Source organism: Pseudoduganella sp. RAF19, from assembly GCF_052114165.1.
GTDB lineage: Bacteria > Pseudomonadota > Gammaproteobacteria > Burkholderiales > Burkholderiaceae_D > Rugamonas.
The window spans coordinates 326,803-352,539 of sequence record NZ_JBFREF010000009.1; the positions used below are offsets into that span (position 1 = coordinate 326,803).

General features: G+C 62.6%; 21 protein-coding genes. 13 read left to right on the forward strand and 8 right to left on the reverse strand.

What is annotated here, in order from left to right; genetic code table 11:
- Positions 1–15 precede the first annotated feature (15 nt).
- The 4 genes from AB4Z19_RS24125 to AB4Z19_RS24140 form a co-directional block, all read right to left on the reverse strand.
- A complete protein-coding gene (locus AB4Z19_RS24125; protein ID WP_442024803.1) occupies positions 16–441 on the reverse strand; it encodes a hypothetical protein in 426 nt (141 codons plus the stop codon).
- A gap of 39 nt (positions 442–480) precedes the next feature.
- Positions 481–822 carry a hypothetical protein gene (locus AB4Z19_RS24130; protein ID WP_442024801.1) on the reverse strand — a complete coding sequence of 114 codons (342 nt, stop codon included), beginning with the start codon at positions 820–822 and terminating at the stop codon, positions 481–483.
- Positions 823–890: 68 nt separating this feature from the next.
- Positions 891–5,057 (reverse strand): DEAD/DEAH box helicase, encoded by a 4,167-nt coding sequence (locus AB4Z19_RS24135; RefSeq protein WP_442036248.1) that lies wholly within the window; start codon positions 5,055–5,057, stop codon positions 891–893.
- The gene (locus tag AB4Z19_RS24140; RefSeq protein WP_442026880.1) at positions 5,057–6,982 is read right to left on the reverse strand and encodes a dipeptidyl-peptidase 5; all 1,926 of its coding nucleotides are present in this window, start codon (positions 6,980–6,982) and stop codon (positions 5,057–5,059) included. The genes AB4Z19_RS24135 and AB4Z19_RS24140 overlap by 1 nt, the downstream gene beginning before the upstream one ends.
- A 77-nt stretch (positions 6,983–7,059) precedes the next feature.
- On the opposite strand from AB4Z19_RS24140, the gene hemE reads away from it, so the two are divergent.
- The gene (gene hemE / locus AB4Z19_RS24145) at positions 7,060–8,136 is read left to right on the forward strand and encodes a uroporphyrinogen decarboxylase (RefSeq protein WP_442036250.1); all 1,077 of its coding nucleotides are present in this window, start codon (positions 7,060–7,062) and stop codon (positions 8,134–8,136) included.
- A gap of 731 nt (positions 8,137–8,867) precedes the next feature.
- Positions 8,868–10,877 (forward strand): primosomal protein N', encoded by a 2,010-nt coding sequence (locus tag AB4Z19_RS24150; protein ID WP_442036252.1) that lies wholly within the window; start codon positions 8,868–8,870, stop codon positions 10,875–10,877.
- Here the strand turns inward: AB4Z19_RS24150 and AB4Z19_RS24155 are convergent.
- A complete protein-coding gene (locus tag AB4Z19_RS24155) occupies positions 10,874–11,770 on the reverse strand; it encodes an ArgP/LysG family DNA-binding transcriptional regulator (RefSeq protein ID WP_442027962.1) in 897 nt (298 codons plus the stop codon). The two genes, AB4Z19_RS24150 and AB4Z19_RS24155, sit on opposite strands and share 4 nt — an antisense overlap.
- A gap of 116 nt (positions 11,771–11,886) precedes the next feature.
- Between AB4Z19_RS24155 and AB4Z19_RS24160 the strand changes: the two genes are divergently transcribed.
- The gene (locus tag AB4Z19_RS24160) at positions 11,887–13,329 is read left to right on the forward strand and encodes a dihydrolipoyl dehydrogenase (RefSeq protein WP_442036253.1); all 1,443 of its coding nucleotides are present in this window, start codon (positions 11,887–11,889) and stop codon (positions 13,327–13,329) included.
- A gap of 12 nt (positions 13,330–13,341) precedes the next feature.
- Here AB4Z19_RS24160 and AB4Z19_RS24165 read toward each other — a convergent pair whose 3' ends face one another.
- On the reverse strand, positions 13,342–13,824 hold the full coding sequence (locus AB4Z19_RS24165; RefSeq protein ID WP_442027966.1) for an SRPBCC family protein: 483 nt from the start codon (positions 13,822–13,824) through the stop codon (positions 13,342–13,344).
- A gap of 117 nt (positions 13,825–13,941) precedes the next feature.
- Between AB4Z19_RS24165 and AB4Z19_RS24170 the strand changes: the two genes are divergently transcribed.
- The 4 genes from AB4Z19_RS24170 (at position 13,942) to AB4Z19_RS24185 (ending at position 17,178) form a co-directional block, all read left to right on the forward strand.
- Positions 13,942–16,011, forward strand: a complete 2,070-nt coding sequence (locus AB4Z19_RS24170; protein WP_442036255.1) for a UvrD-helicase domain-containing protein — start codon at positions 13,942–13,944, stop codon at positions 16,009–16,011.
- 44 nt (positions 16,012–16,055) lie between these two features.
- A complete protein-coding gene (locus AB4Z19_RS24175; protein WP_442030081.1) occupies positions 16,056–16,508 on the forward strand; it encodes a cache domain-containing protein in 453 nt (150 codons plus the stop codon).
- Positions 16,509–16,575: 67 nt separating this feature from the next.
- Positions 16,576–16,932, forward strand: coding sequence for a hypothetical protein (locus AB4Z19_RS24180; RefSeq protein WP_442036257.1), 357 nt, complete (start codon positions 16,576–16,578; stop codon positions 16,930–16,932).
- Between the two features lie 42 nt (positions 16,933–16,974).
- Positions 16,975–17,178, forward strand: a complete 204-nt coding sequence (locus AB4Z19_RS24185; RefSeq protein ID WP_442027192.1) for a SlyX family protein — start codon at positions 16,975–16,977, stop codon at positions 17,176–17,178.
- Here the strand turns inward: AB4Z19_RS24185 and AB4Z19_RS24190 are convergent.
- Positions 17,175–18,197, reverse strand: coding sequence for an alpha/beta fold hydrolase (locus tag AB4Z19_RS24190; RefSeq protein WP_442027193.1), 1,023 nt, complete (start codon positions 18,195–18,197; stop codon positions 17,175–17,177). The genes AB4Z19_RS24185 and AB4Z19_RS24190 overlap by 4 nt on opposite strands.
- A gap of 109 nt (positions 18,198–18,306) precedes the next feature.
- Here AB4Z19_RS24190 and AB4Z19_RS24195 point away from each other — a divergent pair, with 109 nt between their 5' ends.
- The 5 genes from AB4Z19_RS24195 to AB4Z19_RS24215 all read left to right on the forward strand — a co-directional run bounded on the left by AB4Z19_RS24195 (position 18,307) and on the right by AB4Z19_RS24215 (position 22,643).
- A complete protein-coding gene (locus AB4Z19_RS24195) occupies positions 18,307–19,113 on the forward strand; it encodes a helix-turn-helix domain-containing protein (protein ID WP_442027195.1) in 807 nt (268 codons plus the stop codon).
- A gap of 103 nt (positions 19,114–19,216) precedes the next feature.
- Positions 19,217–21,343: a M3 family metallopeptidase gene (locus AB4Z19_RS24200; protein WP_442036259.1), complete on the forward strand. Its 2,127-nt coding sequence runs from the start codon at positions 19,217–19,219 to the stop codon at positions 21,341–21,343.
- A gap of 91 nt (positions 21,344–21,434) precedes the next feature.
- Complete coding sequence (locus tag AB4Z19_RS24205) at positions 21,435–21,800, forward strand: hypothetical protein (protein ID WP_442027199.1); 366 nt, start codon at positions 21,435–21,437, stop codon at positions 21,798–21,800.
- Positions 21,797–22,336 (forward strand): MerR family transcriptional regulator, encoded by a 540-nt coding sequence (locus AB4Z19_RS24210; RefSeq protein WP_442027201.1) that lies wholly within the window; start codon positions 21,797–21,799, stop codon positions 22,334–22,336. Before AB4Z19_RS24205 ends, AB4Z19_RS24210 begins: the two co-directional genes overlap by 4 nt.
- Before the next feature lie 58 nt (positions 22,337–22,394).
- Positions 22,395–22,643 (forward strand): DUF4404 family protein, encoded by a 249-nt coding sequence (locus AB4Z19_RS24215; RefSeq protein ID WP_442036261.1) that lies wholly within the window; start codon positions 22,395–22,397, stop codon positions 22,641–22,643.
- Between the two features lie 63 nt (positions 22,644–22,706).
- Here AB4Z19_RS24215 and AB4Z19_RS24220 read toward each other — a convergent pair whose 3' ends face one another.
- A complete protein-coding gene (locus AB4Z19_RS24220) occupies positions 22,707–23,219 on the reverse strand; it encodes a DUF1269 domain-containing protein (RefSeq protein ID WP_442036263.1) in 513 nt (170 codons plus the stop codon).
- 241 nt (positions 23,220–23,460) lie between these two features.
- Here AB4Z19_RS24220 and AB4Z19_RS24225 point away from each other — a divergent pair, with 241 nt between their 5' ends.
- Complete coding sequence (locus tag AB4Z19_RS24225; RefSeq protein ID WP_442027565.1) at positions 23,461–25,692, forward strand: YgiQ family radical SAM protein; 2,232 nt, start codon at positions 23,461–23,463, stop codon at positions 25,690–25,692.
- The last annotated feature ends 45 nt before the right edge of the window (positions 25,693–25,737 follow it).

A 25,737-nucleotide genomic window follows, 5' to 3' on the forward strand; every position in this document is an offset into this window, starting at 1 on the left:
CAGCCTGCGAGATTATCACAAGCCGAGCTGGATTCGGGCCTCGGCAGGACTCATCCGTGCGCCCTGTTCCGCCGCCTCCGGCGGCAGCCAGTCGGGGAATGGCGTCTCGTGGTTCACGTGCTTGCCGGATGCCGTGTGTTCCTGCGTTACGCGCACAATCGCCGCCGCCGGCAGCTCGTGCGCGACAGCAGCCAGCGCTGGCCACAGACGGCGGTGCACCATGGTGAGTTTGTTTTGCAGCAGGCGGCAAACCAGGATGTCGGCGTGGTCGTTCAACGCGTCCAGCACGGCGAAAATCTGCTTGCCTTTGGCGTGGCCCCACCAGCTGCCCTTGATGGGTTCACCGGCGATGGCTTCGGTCAGACGTGGCGCGGGTCCTTGTGCGGACACCAGTACCACACCTTGTTCGCGCACGAATTCAAGCGCTTGTTGAGTATTCATGCCGGGATAATCGCATGGAATCCCGGCCGTGGCGAGCGATCAGTAGAGGCCCATCCGGTTACCGCGGTCCACCGAAGCGTAGCGGTCGAGGATGGTGGCGACGAGCATGCCCTGGCGCTTGTCTTCCAGGCGTACGCTCAGGAGGCAGCTGCTGCGCTGCTGTGGCCTGCGCAGCTCGGACTGGTCGGACTGGCGGTTGCGCCACGACGGCGTCGGCTTGTTCGACAAATCCACGATGAAGTTGCCCTGCACGGGGCCGCCGTCATCCTCACGCGAGGACAGGCGCACGGCGCGCGAATCGACGCCAGCGGCCAGCAGGGCCTCACGCGCCTGTTCGGCGACCGAAAGATTGTCGAAGACGCGCAGAAGTGTATCAACCATGATATTGCTCCTTGAGAGCTTACATCTTCATCATAGTCCGGCTGCGCAAAACGTGCCGCACGCTGTATTTATGGGCGGCGCAGGCCTTCGTTCAGCATGGCGAGCATGTCCTCGGCCGTCATGCGCGCGGCCGTATCGCTGCCGTCGAGCAGGCTATCCGCCAGTTCGCGCTTGTGCGCATGCAGATCGACAATGCCTTCTTCGATGGTGTGGCGTGCCACCAGGCGATAGATGGTTACCGGGCGTAGTTGACCCATGCGGTGCGCGCGGTCGGAGGCCTGGTCTTCCACCGCCGGGTTCCACCACGGGTCCATGTGGATGACATAGTCGGCGGCGGTCAGGTTGATGCCGACGCCGCCGGCCTTCAGGCTGATCAGGAACAGATCGCCTTCGCCGGCCTGGAAGGCGTCCACCGCCTGCTTGCGCTGGGCCATCGGCGTGGAGCCGTCGAGGTATTGATAGCGGATGCCTTTGCGCTCCAGCTGCTCGCGGATCAGCGTCAGATGATCGACGAACTGGCTGAACACCAGCACTTTGTGGCGATTTTCCAGCAGCCCGTCCACCAGATGGGAGAACGCGGCCAGTTTGCTGCTCTGGAGTTTCAGACTGGGCGCCACCAGGTTCGGATTGCAGCAGGCGCGGCGCAGCTTCATGATCTCGGCCAGAATGGCGATGGATTTCTTGTCCACCGGGACGTCGATCGCCGCCAGCTTTTCCAGTGCTTCGCGGCGCAGCGATTCGTACAGCGCGGTTTCTTCCGCCGACAAATCCACTTCCAGCGTGATTTCGGTACGCGCCGGCAGCTCGGTCAGCACCTGCGCTTTGGTGCGGCGCAGGACGAAAGGTCCGATCAGGCGGCGCAGGCGATTGCGAGCGCCCACTTCGGCGCGATGGTCCTGCTGGCGCTCGATCGGTCCCGCAAAGCGCAGGTTGAACTGTTCGTGGCTGCCCAGCAGGCCCGGATTGATGAAGCGGAACAGGTTCCACAACTCGCCCAGATGATTTTCCAGCGGTGTGCCGGTGGCCACCATGCGGAAGTCGCTCTGCAGTGCCATCACGGCCTGCGAGCGCTTGGTGGCGGCATTCTTGATGGCCTGGGCTTCGTCCAGTACGATGGTATGCCAGTGCCGTTTGGTGAAGCGTTCGGATTCCAGCTGCAGTAGCCCGTAGCTCGTGACGATGAGATCAAACGGCCCGGCGTTTTCGAGCATCGCTTCGCGGTCGCCGGTGCCGTACAGCTTCACGTTCAGCGTGGGCGCAAAGCGCGCCGCTTCCGCCACCCAGTTCAGGCAGACGGAGGTTGGCGCAACGACCAGCGTTGGCCCTTGCGGTGCGCGCAGCAGGATCAGAGCCAGCGCCTGCAGCGTCTTGCCCAGGCCCATATCGTCGGCCAGACAGGCGCCGACGCCCCAATGCGCCAGCCGCGCCAGCCATTCGAAGCCTTCGCGCTGGTAGTCGCGCAGCTCGGCCTGCAAGGTGCTCGGCAGCTGCGGCGTATAGGCGGCGGTGGACTCGATGCGGGCCAGATGCTCTTTCCACATGCGATCCGCTTCCAGAATGCCGACGTCGGACGCCAGCTCTTCCAGTACAAAGGCCGCCAGGCGGTGCACCCTCATGCCCGCGTCATCGTCTTCGCCGTAAGACGCCAGCTCTTGCAGGCGGCGGTGCAGTTCTTCCGACAACGCCAGGAATTGCTGATCGCCCAGTTCGATGAAACGGCTCTTGTTGGCGCGGATTAGCTCCAGCAGCGAACGCAGGTCCATCACGCGCTCTTCATCGATCTGCAACTGGCCGCTGGCGGCAAACCAATCCTTCTTGCTCTTGATGTTCAGCTTGAGCTGCTTGGTGTAGACCGGCTTCGTGACGCGGAAGGTTTCCCCCTCCGGCCAGGCGATCACCACATTGTCCTGTTCCTGCAGTTCGGCCAGTAATTGCAGCGCGAGCGCGGGCTGGCCCAGCAGCCATTCGCCGTGATCCTGCTCGCCCTGTTCCAGCGCATCGCATTTCAGGATCAGCTGGCGCTCTGCATCGCGTTCGCCGGCCAGATTGCGGCGCGCCTGGATCGAGCGGCCACCAACATCGGCAATCACACTTTCCGCGCCGGAACCGGGTGCGTAGTACGGCCCTGCATCGGGCAGCGGACGCACCTGGACCTGCATCTTCAGGCCCTGCTGGTAAGGCAGCAGATGCACGTGCAGGCGGCTGTCGGCATCGACCTGGTCGGCGTTGACGGCGCCCGCGCCGATATCCGACTGCACCGTCACGATGGACGATACCGCGCCAATCGCCTGCAGCACCTGCTCTTCCGCATGCAGCGGCACGCTCAGGCCGTCGCCGACGATGGCGGCAATGCGGCGGTGCTCGTCGCTGATACTGACCACGCGCAGGCGGTTCGGCGCTTCCTTCATGATGATGACGCTGGCGTTTGGGTCGGTAATCGCTGGCTGCAGGGTGAGATGCAGCTTGCCGTTCTGCTGGCGGATCAGCAGCTCCGGTTCGCCGCCCTGCAATTCGACGCGCACGTCCGGCGCATCCATCCAGTAGATGTGCGGGTGGCCGACCAGGGCCAGTGCAGCTTGTTCAGTGTCGATGTCGTAGCGCAGGCTCGACGCGTAGGCCTGCCGCGCCGGGGAAATCGTGCTGCTGATGCGTACATCCTGCGGCGTCAGAAAGTCCAGTTGTGCAGCTTCTTCGCGCAGCCGCTTCAGTGCCATGGGACGGCCCTTGCCCCATTGGCCGCGTACATCGCGTTTCTGCTCGCGCGGCTCGACTTCCGAAATGCCGTGGCGTGCGCCCAGGCTGATGACCCATACCAGCCGCGTTTCGCCGCCGGCGTCCGGCACGCCCTGCTGCAGATTGATCAGGGCAGTCAGCTGGCGTTGCCAGGCTTCCTGCCGTTCGAACCAGGTCGCCAGATCCGGCAACCCAAGCTTCTCCCGCAGCGCGGCGGCAGCGGCCATCGCACCTTCATCGCCGAGGTGGCCCAGCAGGCTTTGCGCCTGTGCGGCGATGAGCATGAAGCCTGCCGACTCCGCGTTCTGCACCAGATCCTGCAATTCGGCCCGGCGCTGCTTCAGCTGCGGTAGCGCGAGCCAGTAATAGAGCAGCGACTGGAACATTTGCGCCTGCATTGGTGTTTCCCAGCCGCGCGACAGTACGATGTCGGCCTGCATGGTGCCGGCGCGTATCTGGCGCAGCATGCTTAGTTGCTGGTAGACCGCGCTGTCCGGATTGTGCTGGGCGTGCACGGCCAGCTCCAGATAACTTTCTGCCGCCTTCAGGTGTTTGGCTTCGCCCGCGCGCAGCAAGGCCACCACGTAGAGATGGCCGCCCATGCCCTGGAACAGATGCTTGCGTTTGCCGGATTCGCGGCGGATCGCCTTCAGTGCTGCTTCAAAGCCGGCCAGTGCCGCGCCTGCAGCGTTTGCGTCACCGCGCAGCAGCGTGACCACGCTGGAGAAGAACTGCGCCAGCGCGCCTTCCACGCCTTCCAGGTAGCGCGCCGCATCGGCAAGCTGCCCGCACAGAATCGCATGCTCGGCCAGTGCCAGGCGCAGCGCCGGGCTGACGATATGGTCGCCCGCGATACGGCGCTGGAAATGACGCTCCGCATAACCGCGCACCAGCGGCGCCAGGGCCGGTTCGCGCTGGGTGTGCTGGAGCAGCAGCATCAGCACATCGTCCTGCAGCAGCGGATGCACCAGCAGCAGCATGCCTGTCTCGAACGGACGCGTGAAGATGTCGACAATCGGATGCAGTTGCGCCGCCTCGTAGCACACCATGCAGGCCTGCAGCAGCGGCATCACTTCCTGCGGCGGACGTCCACGCAGCAGCGCCATGCGCAGGCGCGCCACGCCGTGGCGGTAGCTGCGCGGCTCGTAATTGCCGTTCCAGCTCTGGCGCATCGGGTTGAGCGACTCGTGCGCGATGCACAGATCGTCCAGCAGATGCGCGCCGATGGCGGCGCGGATGGCAGGCCAGCGCAGCTTCGTATTGCAGACATAGCCGCGCGCCGTCACCACGCTGGCGAAGGCCAGGCGTTCCAGCTTGATCAGGGGATCATCCAGCGATGTCACCGTGAATGGCTGGCCGTTCACATCGTTGACGCCAGCCTTATTCAGCTGATCGAGAATCGCCGTGCGGCCGACGGGATCGCCCATCAAGGCCAGCAAGGCGAGAATCATCTTCTCGGGGAGTTCGAGCGCGTCGAACTCCGCCAGCAGCGCATCACTCATCAGAAATTATCGATCACCACGGGCGGCGCGGCATCAGCCACCGGCAGGCCGAAGATGCGCTGATAGAAATACAGTTCGGATTCCAGCGTGCGCACGATGTTCTCCGCCTTGCGGAAACCGTGGCCTTCGCCTTCCAGCGGCACATACGCCACCGGCACCCCGCGCTGCTTCAGCGCATCCACCATCATCTCGGACTGCTGCGGCGGCACGACTTTGTCATCCAGGCCCTGGAAGAAGATCATGGGGCGCGACAGGCGCTGCGTGTGATTGATCGGCGAACGCTGGGCATACAGCGCTTCGGCGGCGGGCTGCGGCGCGATCAGGTATTCGTTGTAGTGCGATTCGAATTTGTGCGAATCCTGATCCAGGCCCTTGAGGTCGGACACGCCGTAGTAGCTGGCGCCCGCCTTGAACACATCGTGGAAGGTCAGCGCGCACAGCGTCGTCAGGCCGCCTGCGCTGCCGCCGCGCACGATCAGGCGTTCGCCATCCGTCAGGCCGCTGGCGACGAGATGGCGCGCACCGGCGATGCAATCCTCCACATCGACGATGCCCCACTGGCCTTTCAGCGCGTCACGGTATGCGCGGCCAAAACCGGTGCTGCCGCCGTAATTCACGTCCAGCACGCCGAAGCCGCGGCTGGTCCAGTATTGCGTGGCCAGCTTCAGCGTGCTGGCCGCCATGCCGGTCGGGCCGCCGTGGCTGATCACGATCACCGGCGGCTTGCTGCCCGCAGGCGCCTGCACATCCTTATTACGCGGCGGGTAGAAGAAGGCATGCGCCGTGCGGCCATTTGCGCTCGGGTAGCTGATGCTGTCGGGGATAGCCAGGTAGCCCACGTCCGGCAGGGAGGCAATCGAGCGCTCCAGCACTTGCAGCTCGCCGCTGGCCAGATCGATGCGCGCGATTTCGGCGGCGATGGTCGGGCTTCCCGCCAGCAGCACGGCGAAACCGTCGCCCACTTTCAGTTCCCGGATTTCCTGATACGGCACGGCGATCGGCGTCAGCACGCCATCGCGCAGGCGCGCCAGCTTGCTGACGCCTTTTTCGATATAGGTGCAGACAATTTCACCAGCGGGCGTGAAGCCGTACATCGCATTGCCGAAGGTCCAATGCGGCGAGCCGAATTCGGCTTCCATCGGATACAGTGCTTCGGCGCCGGAAGGGCCCAGACGGTAGAGATTCCACCAGCCGCTGCGATCCGATACAAAATGCAGCACGCCCGCAGGCGACCATTCCGGCTGGCAGATCGATTCATCCACGCCGCCCGCCACGCGGCGCGGCGCACCCAGCGAACCGTCGGCATGCACATCCGCCAGCCACAGTTCCGTACCCTGCCACGGCATGCGCGGATGATCCCAGCTAAGCCAGGCCAACTGGCGGCCGTCCGGCGACAGGCGCGGCGAAGAATAGAAATCATCGCCCAGGGCGAGCACGTTCTCGCCGCCGTCGAAACCCACCGCGCAAATCGTGTTCACCGGCTGCGCATGCGAGCCTTCGTCTTCCGGATGCTGTTCGCGCACGGCGACCAGGCGCTGGCGCTTGGCATCCACCACGAAATCGGCATAGCGTTGGCGTCCCAGGGCAGTGACCGGCTGCGGCGCGTTCGCGCCATCCTTGCGGTACAGGCGGTTATCCGCGAAATGCGAGAAGAACACCGACTCGCCGGCGACTGTGTAGGCGCCGCCGCCGTATTCGTGCACGCGGCTGCGGACATTGAAGGGCATCGGCGTCTGCTCGTCGACCGCGTTGCCGCGGCGGCGCATCAGCGTATTGCGGCCCGCTTCCGCGGCGCGGCCGGCCAGCCAGTAAATGTCATTTCCACTCAGGACGATCGAAGACAGCGGTGTTGCACCAGCGGCAACCAGGTCGGCGCTGATCGGAGATGGCCAGGCGCCAAACGGCGCGGTAATCGGATTGGTCATGGCTGGACTGGGTCAAGGCAAGAATCGGGGCAAGGATGCGATAATAGCTTTTTTCTTCCCGCTTTTGATTGTCTTTCATGCCACAATTTGCCCCGCTCCAGAACGACACCTTCCTGCGTGCGCTGCTGCGCCAACCGACCGACTACACGCCGGTCTGGCTGATGCGCCAGGCGGGGCGATATCTGCCTGAATACCGGGCGACGCGCCAGAAAGCCGGTTCCTTCATGGGCCTGGCCACCAATCCCGACCTGGCGACCGAAGTGACGATGCAGCCAATCGACCGCTACCCGCTGGATGCGGCCATTCTGTTCTCCGACATCCTGACGGTGCCGGACGCCATGGGTCTGGGCCTGCATTTCGTGGAAGGCGAAGGTCCGAAATTCGAGCGTCCGCTGAAGACGGAAGAAGAAGTGAAAGCCCTGCGTGTGCCTGAGCCGGGCTCGCTGGACTATGTATTCAAGGCCGTCACCCAGATCCGTACCGAGCTGAATGGCCGCGTGCCCCTGATCGGCTTCTCCGGCAGCCCGTGGACCCTGGCCTGCTATATGGTCGAAGGCGAAGGCTCCCGTGAGTTCCACACCATCAAAAAGATGATGTACAGCCGTCCGGACCTGATGCACCACATCCTGGACACCAACGCGCGCGCGGTCGCCGAATATCTGAACGCCCAGATCGACGCCGGCGCCCAGGCGGTGATGATTTTCGATTCCTGGGGCGGTGCGCTGGCCGATGGCGCCTACCAGCAGTTCAGCCTGAGCTATATGCAAAAAGTGGTGTCCCTGCTGAAACGTGAAGTGGATGGCGTGAAGATTCCCGCCATCGTGTTCACCAAGGGCGGTGGCCACTGGGCCGAAGAAATCGCCGCTATCGGCGCCGATGCCATGGGTCTGGACTGGACCGCCAATCTGGGCAAGATCCGCGCCCTGGTGGGCCATAAGATGGCTTTGCAGGGCAATATCGACCCGGCCGTCCTGTTCGCCAACCCGGACCAGATCCGCGCGGAAGCCGTGCGCACCCTGGAGTCGTTTGGCAAGCATAATACCGGCCACGTCTTCAACCTGGGCCACGGCATTTCTCAGTTCACGCCGCCGGAATCCGTCTCGGTGCTGGTGGAAACGGTCCATAGCCATAGCCGGGCAATGCGCGCGGCTTGATGTAGTTTGGCTTCAAAAGAGGCGCGTTTCCTCGGGAGCGCGCCTTTTTTCATGGTTGACGCCGGTTAGTGTGGACTGACTTATGCACAAAAATTTCTGCTGCGGAAATATGAGGCAGCACTTGCAAGCATGCTGTGAGCATATATCTAAGTGATTGATTTTTAAAGGCTATTTTGATGCCGTTTTTGTCAACGTTTAGGCGCGTGTAAGGCTTATCCATAGGGAGAAGTTGTATTGTTGAGTCATTCTCCACAAAGTTATCCCCAGATTCTGTGGAAAAAAGCGAAAAATACTTAGTAAACCGGCACTTAGTAGGAATTTGTAGGAATTGTCTGAGCACCATGTTGCGGTGCATGATATTTTTGTAAGTTTCTGTGGTTATGGTTTGTTGCGGAAACGCAAATGTTAATGTTTCCCCATAGGTACAATGTCCGGCGGCCGGAGCAGGGGTTTTCCACCGTTCGCGGCGCAGAAAAAGCTTGATTTCACCGAAAAACTGGTCCCTAAATACTGGACTTATGCACAGCACGAGGAAAAATATGCGGTTTTTTGCTCTCCTAGGAGGGCATTTCCAAGTGACTGTTTTTAAAGGGAAAAATCTTCAGCTTTTGGGCCTGTTTGAGTGGATATCAAGTTGATGGTTACCGCTTGCATGGAATCAAGACTCCATTTTCCACAAAGTTATCCCCAGAATCTGTGGATAGTTAAAGAATCGATCAGCAAAGGCCCGGATGGCGCACTGTATTCTTAGAATCGCCCTCGATACACCGCTCAATGCAGTGTTCGATTACCGCTGGATTTGCGAACAATCGGAGGTACCGTTTGTAGGACAATTGGCAATGGTCCCATTTGGGCGCCGTGAAGTTGTCGGTCTTATTGTCGCTGTACTACAGGAGACGGATGTCCCCGCCGAGAAGCTGAAAGACGCCCTGGCCGTGCGCACCCAGCTGGCGCCGCTGTCGGCGCAATGGCTGGCGCTGGCGGGTTTTGCTGCCGAGTATTACCAGCGTCCGCTGGGCGAAGTAGCCCTGCCGGGCCTGCCCAAGAACCTGCGCGTGCTGACTACGGTGGCTTTGGACCGCGCAATCAAGAAGCTGGCCAAGCTCGATGACGCCCACGATGGCACGCCTGCCGCCGCGCCCGTCCTGAATGCCGCTCAACAGGAAGCCGCCGATGCGATCGGTGGCGCGCAGGGTTTTGCGCCCTTCCTGCTCTACGGCGTCACGGGCAGCGGCAAGACCGAAGTCTATCTGCAAGCCTGTGCACAAGTGCTGGCGCGCGAGCCGCAGGGGCAGATTCTGATCCTGGTCCCGGAAATCAATCTCACGCCTCAACTGGAAGGCAATATCCGCGCACGCTTTCCTGGCGTGATGCTGTCCACCTTGCACAGCAGCCTGTCGGAAGGCGAGCGCATGCTGCATTGGCTGGCGGCGCACGAAGGCAAGGCGCGCATTATTCTCGGCACACGGCTGTCGATCCTCGCCTCGCTGCCGCAGTTGAAGCTGATCGTCATCGACGAGGAACACGATCCTTCATATAAACAGCAGGAAGGCTTGCGCTACTCGGCGCGCGACCTGGCCGTGTGGCGCGCGCACCAGCTGAAGATTCCCGTGGTGCTGGGCTCGGCCACGCCGTCGCTGGAAACCTGGCACCACGCGCTGGCAGGCCGCTATCGCAAGCTGGAATTGCGCGAGCGCGCCGTGCAGCAGGCCGTGCTGCCGACCGTGAAGCTGATCGACACGGCGCGCGACCGCGGCCGCGACGGCATCAGCGCCAACCTGATTGACGCCATCCGCCAGCGCATGGCCAAGGGCGAGCAATCATTGCTGTTCCTGAACCGGCGCGGCTACTCGCCGGTGATCTGTTGCGAATCCTGCGGCTGGGTGAGTGAGTGCAAGCGCTGCACCTCCTTCATGGTGCTGCACAAGCCGGAGTTCCGCCTGCGCTGCCACCATTGCAGCCTGGAGATGCGTATCCCGCGTCATTGCCCGACCTGCGGCAATGTCGACCTGCAGCCGCTGGGGCGCGGCACGCAGCGCGTGGAGGAAGGTTTGCAGGCACTGTTCCCCGAAGCGCGCATTCTGCGCATCGACGCCGACAGCACGCGCCGCAAAGGCAGTGCGCAGGAAGCTTTCGACAGCGTGCACCGCGGCGATGTGGATATCCTGATCGGCACGCAGATGGTCGCCAAGGGACACGACTTCAAGAAGCTCACGCTGGTGGGCATTCTGAATCCCGACACGGCTTTGTTCTCGCAGGACTACCGCGCCAGCGAGCGCCTGTTCGCGCAGCTGATGCAGGTGGCGGGGCGCGCCGGCCGCGCCGGCGGCAACACCAGCGAGGTGATGATTCAGACCGCGTACCGCCAGCATCCGCTGTATGCCGCGGTGGTCAGTCACGACTACGACCGCTTTGCGACCTCGCTGCTGGCTGAACGTGAACAGGCGGGATTGCCGCCCTATCTGTACCAGGCCATGCTGCGCGCGGAAGCGTCCGAGTTGGCGGTGGCGATTGAATTCCTGAAGACTGCGCGCGACCTGGTGCAGCATGACGGCATCACCATCAACGATCCGATCCCGATGAGCATGACCCGCGTGCACAATGTGGACCGCGCCCAGCTGCTGGTCGAATCGCCATCGCGCCCGGCCTTACAGGCTTTCCTGAAAGAGTGGATGCATGCGCTGCGCGAAATGAAGACCCGCGCCAAGTGGACGCTGGAAGTGGACCCGGTCGATATTTAAGCCTGCACCAGATACTTGCGCGCCGTCGCCACCACCTGCTCGGACAGCGACTTGGTGAACGGCGTATCCAGTTCCCAGGCGTGCCAGTTCAGCTGCACGTCGATATAGCGGCCGGGCATCAGATCCACCAGTGCGCCCTGCGACAAGCCCTGCGCCGCCTGCAGATAAGGCAGCAGGCCATACGCCATGCCGCCGAACAGCAGATCGTTCAGCGCCGGCGACAGCGGCAGCGTGTGGTGCGGGAAGGGCCGCTGCACATTCAGTTCATTGCCGAGGAAGCGCGCCGTCAGTTCGCGGTCGTGCGTAACGGCGGGCGCCAGGGCTACCGCCTCCACCGACATGCCTTCGCCAAACCAGTGCCGGGCGAAGACTGGCGAGGCCACGCACACATAGCGCATTCCACCGAGCGGCGTGGTACTGGCGCCGCTGGCCGCCAGACCGGGAGAATCCGCAGCCGCGGCAACACAGCCGAACACGCTGCCTTCGCGCACCAGATGCAGGGCGACGTCGCGTTCGGCGCATTCCACGTCCAGCTGGCAGCGCGGCGGCGACAGCAGGGGACGCAAAGCCAGAGGGAACCAGGTCGCCAGGCTGGCGGCATCCACCGCCACGGCGATTTCCGGCATGCTGACCTGGTTGCCCAGGTCGATGTCCAGCGCCGCCTCCATCAGCTTGACGTTGCGGTAGTGCGAGATCAGGCGCTGCCCCAGGCCGGTCGGCAAGGCGGGCGAACCGCGGACGATCAATAGCCGTCCGGCCGCATCCTCCAGCGCCTTGATACGCTGGGATACGGCCGGCTGGCTGATGCCGAGCGCGGTGGCCGCCTTTTCGAAACTGCCCTGGCTGGCCACGGCATCCAGCACCGCCAGCGCGCGGTAGTCCAGATTTTCCATAAGATAAGCTTATGCGAAGACGAAAAGATAAGTGATACTAATGCATCCCTGGCGTTCTGTCAGCGTCTTACCGCACAAAAGTGTAGGATGGCAAGAAAAGCTGGGGAGAAAAGACAATGGAAACCATTCGCTGCGACGTGGCGATCATCGGCGCCGGATCGGCGGGCCTGACCGCCTACCGCTCGGTGCACATGGCCGGCAAACATCCAATCCTGATCGAGGGCGGACCGTACGGCACCACTTGCGCCCGCGTCGGCTGCATGCCGAGCAAACTGCTGATCGCCGCGGCGGAAGCGGCGCACTCCGTCAAGGAAGCGCCGGGTTTTGGCGTTCATCCCGGCCCCACCCGCATCGACGGCAAGGAAGTGATGGCGCGCGTTCGCAGTGAGCGCGACCGCTTTGTGGGCTTTGTGCTGAGCGGTATGGAGCGCATGCCGGAGGAGCACAAGTTGCGCGGCTATGCGCGCTTCCTCGGTCCCAACCGCCTGCAAGTCGACCAGCACACCATCGTCGAAGCCAAAGGCATCGTCATCGCCACGGGTTCCACGCCGCAGATTCCCCCGGCGTGGGCCGCCGCAGGCGATCGTGTGATCACCAGCGATGCGGTGTTCGACTGGACCGATCTGCCGCGTTCCGTGGCCGTGGTGGGCACCGGCGTGATCGGCCTCGAATTGGGACAGGCCCTGCACCGCCTGGGTGTCCATGTCGTGATTCTGGCGCGCGGCAGCAGCGTGGCCCAGCTCAGCGATCCGGCCGTGAAGGAAATCGCCGCCGCCGCGCTGCGCGAGGAAATGGACGTGCGCTTCCACACCCAGGTATCCGCCGTCGAGCGCGTGGGCGATGGCGTGCGTGTGACGAGCCGCGACACCAGCGAGCGTGAAGTCAGCGAAGTCTTCGACTACCTGCTGGTGGCTACCGGCCGCAAACCGAACGTCGATCAGCTGAGCCTTGAACTGACCGGTATCGCGCTGGACGAACACGGCATCCCGCAGTACGACAGCAAGACCATGCAGTGCGGCGACAGCCATATCTTCATCGCTGGCGACGCCAATAACGAACTGCCCCTGCTGCCGGAGGCGGCCGACCAGGGCAAGATCGCCGGCGCCAACGCCGCCACCTGGCCGGAAGTGAAGCCGGGTCTGCGCCGCACGCCCCTCATCATCGCCTTCACTGAACCGAATATCGCGACGGTGGGCGCCAGCTATGAGGAACTGTGCCGAACCCACAAGGGCAGCTTCGCAGTGGGCATGGTGTCTTTCGAAGACCAGGGCCGCAGCCGCGTTATGCGCCAGAACAAAGGCATGCTGCGCGTGTATGGCGAATACGGCAGCGGACGATTCCTCGGCGCCGAGTCCATCGGACCGCGCATGGAACACATCGGCCACCTGCTGTCATGGGCGCATCAGACGGAGATGACGGTGGAAAAGATGCTGGAGATGCCGTTCTACCATCCGGTGGTGGAAGAAGGCTTGCGGACAGCGCTGCGCGACCTCGCGCAGCAGCTGGAGAAAGCGCCCCCGCCGAAGCAGTCCTGCCCGGACTGCACGCCGGGGTGCTGATTAGCTAAACAATTAATTCAGCGAGTGGTCGAGGCGGCCCTGTTCGGCCAGCTCACGCAGCACGCGGATCGTGTCGATGTCCGACTCCTGATAGGCGGAGCGGCGGAAATCGTCGTACATGGCATTGGCCGCATCGGTGGCCGCGTCGTGGCCGTCGTCGTACTCGAAGCGCACGTAGAGGCGCTCCGGCTCCGGCATCTCGATGGTCATGGTCAGGCTGGACTTGCTGATGTCCTTCTGCGCCTCGACGTTGTAGCGCACGATGTAAGGGCGGTGCAGCTCCACCGTATCCTCGATCACCAGGTCGCCATAGCGCAGGCGGCGGCGGAAACCGCTTTCCTCGCGCTGGTCAATTTGCACCTCGTCCAGGTGGGGAACGAAGAGCTTGGGCGACTCCGCACGCAGCACCAGGCCGCGCCATAGCTGCTCATGGGTGATGGTGTCCATCAGCGGGTTGAGCGGGTCGTTCACTTCTATCAAATGTTCAAATTTCATAATACTTTGCCTGATGTTTTTTTCGGTCTGGTGTCACTATATTCTCCCGTGCGCCGAAATATCAACACTTGAGGCGTTACAATGGCCGGCTTGTTTCCCGATCCTTTCCTGTAGCAAATGTCCAAACCTCAGTTCGGCCTGAACGGCCCACAAAGCGAAGCCGTGCTCTATCTCGACGGTCCTGCCCTTGTGCTGGCGGGCGCGGGTTCGGGCAAAACACGCGTGATCACCCAGAAGATCACCCACATGATCGAGGACCGCGGCTACGATCCGCGCACGATTGCGGCACTGACCTTTACCAATAAGGCGGCGCTGGAAATGCAGGAACGCGTCGGCAAATTGCTCAAACAGCCAAAACAGGCCAAGCAGCTGACAGTGTGCACCTTTCACTCGCTGGGCGTGAAGATCCTGCGCCAGGAATGCAACCACCTGGGCCTGAAAGACCGCTTCTCCATCATGGACAGCGACGATTGCTACTCGCTGGTACAGGACCTGGCCATCACCACGGACAAGCAGCTGATCCGCGGCATCCAGAACGATATCTCGCTGTGGAAGAATGGCCTGGTGACGCCGGAAGATGCGCTGAAACAGGCCCAGACCGAAGACGAGGCGCAGTCCGCCCGCATTTACGGCAGCTATATCGCCACGCTGGCCGCCTATCAGGCAGTGGACTTCGATGATCTGATCCGCCTGCCCGTGGAGCTGTTCCGCAATCACCAGGACGTGCGCGACAAATGGCAGCGCCGCCTGCGCTACCTGATGATCGACGAATACCAGGACACCAACACCTGCCAGTACGAACTGGTGAAGCTGATGGTGACCGGCATCGGCAAGAAGCCCATGTTCACCGCGGTGGGCGACGACGACCAGGCAATCTACGGCTGGCGCGGCGCGACCATGGAGAATCTGAGCCTGCTGCAGGTGGACTTCCCCGACCTGAAGCTGATCAAGCTGGAACAGAACTATCGCTCCACCACGCGCATCCTGCAGGCGGCCAATGCGGTCATTCAGAACAACCCGAAGCTGTTCGAAAAGTCGCTGTGGTCCGAGCTGGGCCTGGGTGAGCCGATCAAGGTGCACGGCATGCCGAACGAGGAGCAGGAAGCCGACCAGGTGGCGATCATGATTTCTGCCGACCACTTCGAACGCAAGAACAAATGGTCGGATTATGCGATTCTGTATCGCGGCAACCACCAGGCGCGCGTGATCGAACAGGCGCTGCGCAACCAGCGCATTCCCTATACGATCTCCGGCGGCCAGAGCTTCTTCGACAAGGCGGAGATCAAGGACATCATCGCTTACCTGCGCCTGCTGGCGAATCCGGATGACGATCCTGCCTTCATCCGCGCGGCCACCACGCCGCGCCGCGGCATCGGCCAGACCACGCTGGAAGCACTGGGCTCCTTCTCGGGCAAGTGGCAATGCTCGCTGTTCGAGGCAGTGTTCAAGGGCGGCGTGGAATCGGTACTGACCGACCGCCAGCTCGGTCCTCTGCGCGACTTCTGCAACTTCATGCTGGAGCTGGAATCGCGCGCCACGCGCCCAGGTCCGTCGGGCAGCGGCGACAACGCGGCGCAGGTGCTGGATGACCTGATGGAAGGCATGCACTACGAGCACTATCTGTACGACACCTTCGAGGAGCGCGCCGCGCAGGGTAAGTGGGACAACGTGCTCGATTTCGTCAACTGGCTGAAGGACCGCGGCCGGGGCGGCAAGGACCGCGACGGCGAAGAGAAGAACGTGCTGGAACTGACCCAGATGGTGGCGCTCATGTCCATGCTGGAAGGGAAGGACGAGGAGCCGGATGCGATCCGCATGTCGACCCTGCATGCGTCGAAGGGGCTGGAGTATCCGCACGTGTTCCTGGTCGGCGTGGAAGAAGGCATCCTGCCGCACAAGGGCGATCCGGATGCGCCAATCGAGCAGCTGGCGCAGCGCGTCGAGGAAGAGCGGCGCTTGATGTACGTTGGCATCACGCGGGCGCAGCGCACCTTGCAGCTCACCTGGTGCAAGAAGCGCAAGCGCGGCGGTGAGCATGTGCAGTGCGATATCTCGCGCTTCATCGCGGAGATGCAGCTCGATGTGGGCGATGCGCCACCGAAGGAAGATGAAATCATTTCGCCGCGCGAGCGTCTGGCGCGCATGAAGGCGCTGCTGTCCGCACCAAAGGAACCCAAGCCGGCTTGAGCATGCTAGGATGAGCTCCCGTTGACTCGTTTCCGGAGGCTTTCATGTTTGCACGCCGCGCAATGCTCGTCGCCACACTGTTCGCCGCCCTGCCAGCTTTCGCTGCGGAGCACGCCACCAAACCGGAAGCCGAAGCCATGGTCAAGAAGGCCACGGCTTACCTGAAAGCGAACGGGCACGATAAGGCCTTTGCCGAAATCAGTAACAAGCATGGCCAGTTCAATGACCGCGATTTGTATATCGTGGTTTATGGCCTGGACGGCGTGGTCCGCGCACACGGCGCCAACGGCAAGATGATCGGCAAGAACCTCATGGAACTGAAAGACATCGACGGCAAATACTTTGTCCGCGAACGCGTCGAGCTCGCGAAAAAGAAAGCGCCGTTCTGGCAGGACTACAAATTCACCAATCCTGTCAGCGGTTCGATCGAGCCCAAGACCATGTACTGCCAGCCTGAAGAAGACCTGATCGTGTGTGGCGGGGTCTACCTCAAGTAAGTTTGCGGCAGCTCAATCGTGCGCGCGCTGACACGGGGAGATAATGGTCATCTCCCCGGAAGCGCCCATGACCAGCTTTGACGCCCACCAGTACGCCAAACGCCTCATCAAAGCCGGCACCCCGCCGGCCCAAGCCGACGTGCACGCCGACGCGCTTGGCCAAGTCGCGGACGAGGTCGCTATGATCGAGAAGTGCGTCGACACGCAACACTGCCAGGCGAAATGCAGCGAGCAGCGAATTATTGCGCACGTCGACAAGTCGCTTGCCGAGTTCCGCGAGTATGTGAACGCTCGGTTCGGTGCGCAAGATGAAAAGATCGCCGCCATGAAGCTTGAGATTATTCGCTGGACGCTTGGCATCGTTCTCAGCGTCGGATCGCTGGAATTAGGGATCGTCGCCGCGCTGCTGCACTGGATGCGCTGACGAGTCCGGTAAAATGCCAGCTTTACCGTGCAGGAGCAAGCCGTGAGCAGCGAAGAACGTTTTGTCGACATCGAAATCAAGCTGGCGCATCAGGAAGACCTGGTGGAGTCGTTGAACCAGCGCGTCTACGAGCAGCAGAAGCAGATCGACAAGCTGGAAGCAATGCTGGCCGCCCTGGCCGAGCACGTGCGCACGAACATCCAGAGCAACCAGTCCCCCCTCAACGAGCGTCCACCGCACTACTAAGTACGCCACAGACGCAGTGCTTCTTCCGCAACAATGTCCGGGTACTCTTCCTGGAAGAACAGCTTCCCGTCCGGCACCTCGCGGATGCCTTGCGAGCGGGGGAACAGGCCATCGAGATAGCGGGCGTCGGCCATGGTGAAGATGTTGTCGCTGCCGCCCCAGACCATGCGCACCGGGATCTGGCTGCGCTTCAGTGAAGCTTCAATCCCGGCCAACGGATTTGGCGTCAGCGCGAGATGGAAAGCGTGGTACTGCGTGCGGCGCAATGGCGTGCTGACCAGCGGCGTCACGTAGTAGTCGATCGTGGCATCGGCCAGCGATGCGGGATTGTGGAAGACGGCGGCGCCGAAGGTGGCACGGGCTTTCTCGCGGTCGGTCAGCCAGACAGCCGTCATGTCGGCCAGCGTGCCGTCGCGGGCCATGTCCAGCACAGGCTTGATGGCGGCGGGCGGGCTGTTGGTCTCGACATCGCAATTGGTCAGCATCACTGTGCGCACGCGCTCGGGATAGCGCACCATGAACAGCTGCGCGACAGCGCCGCCGCTGTCGCTGGCCACCACGTCGGCGCGCATTATTCCCAGCTTGTCCATCAACGCCGCCAGCATCTCCACCTGATCGCCAGCTGCCAGCGGCTGCTGCCCGGGAACCTGCGAGTAGCCAAGGCCCATGAAATCCGGGGCGATGCAGCGGCGGTGCGCGGCGAGGCGTGCCATCGCGCCGCGCCATTGGTAGCCGTTCAGCGGTGCGCCGTGCAGGAACAGCGCTGCTTCGCCTTTGCCGTGTTCGACGTAAGCAATGCGGCCGAAGCGCAGGTCGGCAAAGCGGCGCGCTGCTGCGAATGCGGATGCTTCGACTGCCGCCGCTGCGGCAGCCGCCGTGACCGACGTGCCCGCGCTGCGCGCTGCGCCCGCGGCGGGGGGAGCCGAAGCGCCTGCGGCGTTGCGGTCCACTGCGCATGCTGCACCGGTGAAAACCAGCGCCAGAGCGCCGCCGGCGCGCAAAAATTCTCTTCTTTCCATCGTCATCTCCATGATTGAATCGTGGAGACCATGCTAGCCAGCGCCCGAAATCGCCGCGAGCACAAACGGCCAGCGGTGAGCACAAAAAGATGATTAAATAGCACTCACCATGATCAGACCCGATTGCTATCCCGCTCCTGCCAAGGCCCAGCTATCGAGCGGCATGCCGCTGCTCGACGTGCTGACGTCGCCCGTGCCGGAGGGACGCTTCGACTCGCCAGTGGACGGCCGCCATGTGCTCTGCCTGCATCTCGGCAGCCCCGTGCCCGTGACCTGGCGCGCCGGACGCTTCGAGCGGACCGGTGTGCGTCTGCATGGCCAGTTCTGCGTGGTCCCCGGCGGCTCCAGCACGCGCTGGACGCTCACCGCGCCCGCCACCTCCTTGCTGCTGCGCCTCTCGCCGGAACTGATGCAGGACCATCTCGACCCCGCCATCCACATCCGCGACCCGCAAATCGAGCGCATTGGCTGGATGATGCAAGCCGAAGAGCGCGACGGCCATCCCAGCGGACGTTTGTTTGCGGACAGCCTCGCCACCGCGCTCGGTGCGCGCTTGCTGGCGTTGCAAGGACAACCCGCTTCGCAGGAACCGGCGCGTGCGCTGCCCGCATGGCGTCTGAAGCAGGTGATCGAATACATCGAAGCCAACCTCGATCAGGACCTCACGCTGGCCGAACTGGCGGTGGTTGCTGGCTTCAGCATGTCCCACTTCAAAGCCCTGTTCCGGGAAGCGGCGGGCATGCCGGTGCATCAGTTCGTGCTCGCACGGCGCGTCGAACGCGCACGCCTGCGCATCCTAGAGGGCCGCATGAGCATGACCGATATCGCGCTGGAAGCCGGCTTCTCCCACCCAAGCCATATGGCGCGAACGCTGCGCCGCGTGCTGGGCCTTACGCCCGCCCAGTTGCGAAGCTGATATCACAATGGCGCGGTGCAGCATGCGCCACCGATGACTTTGCAAAATCCGGCTGATATCATTTGACGCTTCGCGCCACGCGAAGTCATATTCAGGAGAGAGAATGTACCGTCCACACATGCTGATCATCGCTGCCAGCCTGGCTATCGCCGGCGCCGCCCATGCCGAACCGGCCTCGCTGCTACCCGCATCGAACCCGTTCGCCAAAGAGAGCACCCTGCCGCTGCATTACCCTGCCTTCGACAAGATCAAGAACGAAGACTACGGCCCGGCTTATGTAGAAGGCATGCGTCAGCAGATGCTGGAAATCGACGCCATCGCCAACAATCCGAAAGCGCCGACCTTCGACAACACCATCGTGGCAATGGAACGCTCCGGCCGCCTGCTGGACCGCGTATCGAGCGTGTTCGGCAACCTGTCCGGCGCCAACACCAACGACCAGATGGAAGCGTTGAACCGCGAACTGGCGCCGAAGCTGTCCGCGCACAGCGATGCGATCCGTCTGAACGAGAAGCTCTATGCCCGCGTCAAGGCACTGTACGACAAGCGCGACAAGCTGCACCTGGATGCTGAGTCCAAGCATCTGCTGGAACGCTACCACACCGATTTCGTGCGTGCCGGCGCCAAGCTGTCCGCCGCCGACAAGGAAAAACTGAAGGCCTACAACTCCGAGCTGGCCGCACTGTCCACCAAATTCAGCCAGAACGTGCTGAAGGAAGCCAATGCATCCGCACTGGTGGTGGACACCCGCGAGGAACTGGCGGGCATGTCCGACAAGGCCATCGACGCTGCCGCTGCGGAAGCGAAGAAGCGCGGCTTTGAAGGCAAGTTCGTGATCCCGGTCGCCAACACCACCGGTCAGGCGCCGCTGGAAGTGCTGACCAACCGCGCCACGCGTGAACGCCTGCTGGCCGCATCGCTGGCGCGCGGCAGCCATGGCGGCGAATACGACAACCGCGACGTGGTGCTGAAGATCGTCAAGCTGCGCGCTGACCGCGCGGCGTTGCTGGGCTATTCCAGCCACGCCGCCTACAACCTGGAAGACCAGACCGCGCACGACACCACGGCCGTGAACAAGCTGCTGGCCGAATTCGCCAAGCCGGCTGTGAACAATGCACGCAAGGAATCGGCGGACATTCAGACCGCGATCGATGCCGACAAAGGCGGCTTCGCCAACGCCGCGCAGGACTGGGCCTTCTACACCGACAAGGTACGCCAGCAGCGCTATGCTTTCGACCAGAACCAGCTGAAGCCTTACTTCGAACTGAATAACGTGCTGACCAACGGCGTGTTCTTCGCTGCGAACAAGGTGTACGGCATCACCTTCAAGGAGCGCCACGATCTGCCGGTCTACAACCCGGACGTGCGCGTGTTCGACGTGTTCGACGCCAACGGCAAGCAGCTGGCCATCTTCATCGGCGACTACTACGCGCGCTCCAACAAGCGCGGTGGCGCATGGATGAATGCCTATGTGTCGCAGTCCTCGCTGCTGGGCACCCACCCTGTGGTGGCGAATCACTTGAACATTCCGAAGCCTTCCGACGGCGAACCGACCCTGCTGACCTGGGACGAAACCCGCACCCTGTTCCACGAATTCGGCCACGCCCTGCATGGCATGTTCTCGAACGTGAAGTATCCACGCTTTGCCGGCACCCGCGTGCCGCGCGACTTCGTGGAGTTCCCATCGCAGGTCAACGAGATGTGGGCGGCCTGGCCTGAGGTGCTGAACAACTACGCCAAGAACTACAAGACCGGCGAGGCGATGCCGAAGGAGCTGCTGGACAAGGTGATGGCGTCCGCCAAGTTCAACGAAGGCTTCCGCACCACCGAGTACCTGGAGGCGTCGATCCTGGATCAGCGCTGGCACCAGCTGTCGGCCGACAAGATCCCGACCGACGTGGTGGCCTTCGAAACCGCGGCGCTGAAGGATGCCGGCGTGGACTTCGCACCGGTGCCACCGCGCTACCGCACCACTTACTTCTCGCACGTGTTCGCGGGCGGTTATTCGGCCGGCTACTATGGCTACCTGTGGTCGGAGAAGCTGGACGCGGACACCGTCGAGTGGTTCAAGGAAAACGGCGGCATGCTGCGCAAGAACGGCGACCGCTTCCGCCAAATGCTGCTGTCCAAAGGCGGCACGATGGATGCGATGCAGATGTACCGCGAATTCCGCGGCCGCGACGCCAAGATCGAGCCGCTGCTGGAACGCCGCGGCCTGACCGCCCCCTAAACCGGTGACCCAAGTGGCTGCCACATCGTGGCAGCCACTAGCTTCACGCCCTTGGTTCTAATGGCTTGACCTGTCTACGGTAGACAGCCTTATGCTGTCATCCATGGAAGATCAGGAATTCCTCAGCAGCTTCGAGCGCTGCACGCTCCCGAAGGAGCACTTCAACCACGCTGGCCATGTCCGGCTGGCGTGGCTCTATCTCGAACGTTTGCCGTTCGACGATGCCGTCACGCGCACCTGTGCCGGCATCAGCACCTACGCCGCCTCCCTCGGCGCGGCGGAAAAATTCCATCGCACCATCACCGAAGCCCTGATGCACCTGCTGCGCGCGCATGGCCGCGATGCCGTGCTGACCGATGCACGTGAAATGCTGGCGCTGCATTACTCGCCACAGCTGCTGGCTTCAGCAGCATCGCGCACGCGCTTCGTGCCGCCAGACCGCGAGCCGCTGCCATGAAGCCGCTCACCATTGGCCAGCTGGCCAGGCGCGCAGGCGTGTCGCGTACAGCACTGCTGAATTACGAGCGGCTCGGCCTGATCGCGGCCGCGCGCACCGAGGCGGGCTACCGCGTGTACGACGCGCAGGCCATCGCGCGCATGGAGCAAATCCGTGCCTATCGCGCAACCGGACTGGGATTGAAGGCCATCGCCGCATTCCTGCAAGGCGGCGACCAGGCCTCGCTTATCGAGCGTCGCCTGCACGACATCCACCGCGAGATCGCCCGGCTGCGCGAGCAGCAGGAGGTGCTGCTGCAGCTGCTGCGCGCGAACCCCGAGCGAGGCACGGCGGCAGGCGGCGGGCTGGCGATGACGAAAGAGCGCTGGACGGCCATGCTGCGTGCCGCCGGACTTGATGACGATGCGATGGCCCGCTGGCACGCGCTATTCGAGCACCAGTCTCCGCAAGCGCACGAAGATTTTCTGCGCTCGCTCGGACTGGAGCCAGTCGAAATTGCGCGCATTCGTGGCTGGTCGCGCGAAATGGGTGTATAAAAACACTATCGCGACTACAACGGGGACCCGCATTATGGACAGCAATCTGAAGGCGTCGTTGAGAAACCTGCACACCGCGCTGGAGAGCCACGGCCCGGTGGACGAAGAGCTGCAAGACCTGCTGCTGCAACTGGATCACGACATCAAGCACCTGCTCGAACAGCGTGAAACCGGCGAAGAACTCACCACCACTTACGGCCTGGCCGAGCGCAGCCAGGAAATCTCGGCGCAATTCGCGGCCAAGCATCCGACGCTCGAACCGACGCTGCGCGAGCTGACGCGCATTCTGGGCAATATGGGAATTTAAGCAGGGAGGCAGGAACCCGGGGAATGGCGGCGACTACAAATGCCGCCCCCCGGGAGGCCGGCGTTATGGGAACGCCAGCATGGGCGGTTCTTCACCGCCAAACTTGAAGTCGGGATGCCGCTTGGCGATCATCTCCTCGATTTCCTTCATGCGCCGTACAGGCACGTCCACCATCATCAGCACCTGGCCTTGCTCGATGCGGTCGGCGTACTGTTCCAGCTTCTTGTTGGGAATCGCTGCTGCATTCATGCCGCTTGCCCAGCCTCCGAACACGGCGCCGCCCATGGCCACCAGCAGAATCGCCGCGGTGCGCATGGTCAGTCCTTCGGGAGGGAACATCACAAGGAAGATACCTGCCAGCAGGCCTACAACGCCACCGATGATCACGCCGAGTTGGGCGCCATGGATCAAATCGGTCTTAACGAGGAAAGAGCACCCCGGACAATCGTCGGGTAGCGTGCCCTCCTTGGCGAGGAAGCGGATGTGGCGTTCTTCTATACGCGCAAGCAAGAGTTCATCGAGCTCAGTTCGCGCGGCCTTGACGTCGGGAAGCATGTAATACAGTCTGCGTCGCATAATGGTCCTCCTGTCACAGGTTGTATTACAGTTATAGCAAAAAAGGCACGATATTCAATAAATATTTGCCATGGTTTCCTTTATGTTTGCGCACAAGTAACTGAAAAATAAGGCCTTTTTCAGACCGCCGCGCGCGAAATGGGGCATTTTCCTGTAAAATGCCCGGATGAATTCCCCAGCTAACCTTTTTGCGGCCGTTCCCAAGCGGTCTGCCCGCGCTGCGTCTGCGCCTTTCCTGCCCATGTCCCGTGCCGAAATGGACGAACTGGGCTGGGATCAGTGCGACGTCATTCTCGTCACCGGCGACGCCTATATCGACCATCCGAGTTTCGGCATGGCCCTGGTCGGCCGCCTGCTGGAAGCTCAGGGTTATAAGGTTGGCATCATTTCCCAGCCGGACTGGAACGATGTGGAATCCTTCCGCAAGCTGGGCAAGCCGCGCCTGTACTGGGGCATCACCGCCGGCAATATGGACTCCATGGTCAACCGCTACACGGCTGACCGCAAGATCCGCTCCGACGACGCCTACACCCCGGGCGGCGAACCGAACAAGCGCCCTGACCGCGCCGTGACCGTCTATGCCCAGAAAGCGCGTGAAGCTTTCCCTGGTGTGCCGGTGGTGGTCGGCTCGATCGAAGCCTCGCTGCGCCGTATCGCCCACTACGACTACTGGTCGGACAAGGTGCGCCGCTCGGTGCTGATCGAATCCAAGGCCGACCTGCTGATCTTCGGTAACGCCGAACGCGCGCTGGTCGACCTGACGCGCCGCATCGCTGATGGCGAAAGCATCAAGGACATCAAGAACCTGCGCGGCACGGCCTTCATGGTGCCGCAAGGCTGGCTGCCGGACGCCGAATGGTCGGTGCACAATTCCACCCGCGTGGACGTGCCGGGCCGTATCGACGCCCACCCGAATCCCTACGCCATGGCGAAGGAAGACACCAAAGAGTGCGCCACCGAAAACGCAGCGCCTGAGCCAACGGTCAAACCGATCGTCATCATGACGCGCGAAGAGCGCCTGGCCGCGGCCAAGGAAAAGCACAACAAGACCGTGGTGCGCCTGCCGTCCTATGACACGGTCAAGGATGATCCGGTGATGTACGCTCACGCTTCGCGCGTGTTCCACCTGGAATCGAATCCCGGCAATGCGCGCGCCCTGGTGCAGGGCCACGGCGAGCGCGATGTGTGGATGAACCCGCCGCCGCTGCCGCTGCAGATGGACGAGATGGATAACGTCTACGACCTCGAATACGCGCGCGCTCCGCACCCGAGCTATGGCAATGCGAATATCCCGGCCTGGGAAATGATCCGCTTCTCGGTCAACATCATGCGCGGCTGCTTCGGCGGCTGCACCTTCTGCTCGATCACCGAGCACGAAGGCCGCATCATCCAGAGCCGCTCCGAGCCGTCCATCCTGCGCGAGATCGAACACATCCGCGACAAGACCAAGGGCTTCACGGGCATCATTTCCGACCTGGGCGGCCCGACCGCGAATATGTACCGCCTGTCCTGCAAGGACAAGAACATCGAAGAGACTTGCCGCCGCCTGTCCTGCGTCTATCCGTCGATCTGCGTGAACCTGGGCACCAACCACAACCCGCTGATCAAGCTGTACCGCAAGGCGCGCGCGATCCCGGGCGTGAAGAAGATCCTGATCCAGTCGGGCCTGCGCTACGACCTGGCGGTGCGTTCGCCTGAGTACGTGAAGGAACTGGTGACCCACCACGTGGGCGGCCTGCTGAAGATCGCGCCTGAGCACACTGAAACCAATGTGCTGAGCAAAATGATGAAGCCGGGCATTGGCGCCTATGACGAGTTCAAGGCCATGTTCGAGAAGTATTCGCTGGAAGCGGGCAAGAAGCAGTACCTGATCCCTTACTTCATCGCGGCCCACCCGGGCGCGACGGACGAGGACATGCTGAATCTGGCGCTGTGGCTGAAGAAGAACAACTTCCGCCTGGACCAAGTGCAGACCTTCATGCCGACGCCAATGGCCATGGCCAGCGCCATGTACTACTCGCGCAAGAATCCGCTGCACAAGGTCACCGACGATTCGGAAGAAGTGTTCACGCCGCGCACGCTGCATCAGCGCCGCGCGCACAAGGCTTTCCTGCGCTACTACGATCCGAAGAACTGGCCGATCCTGCGCGACACCTTGCGCAAAATGGGCCGTGGTGACCTGATCGGTACCGGCGAGCGCCATCTGATTCCGCCTTACCAGGACGGGGAAGAGAACTTCAAGGCATCCGCCGGCAAGCGCGCCATGCCGATGCTGGCGCCGGGCGCCGAGAAGCGTGGCGGCAAGGGTCTGCCGGCAGCCGGCGGCGGCCGCGGCAAGGCCAATGCACTGACCGGTTCGCTGACCGCGCGCGCCACGATCGAGACCAAGTCGCGTCCTGCGATTCTGGACACGATCAAGATCAAAAAGGCGGCGCCCGCCGCCAAGCCGGCCCGCGGCGGCCGCAAACCTTAAACCCGAGGCCAAAAACAGGTGGCAGCCACGATGTGGCTGCCACCA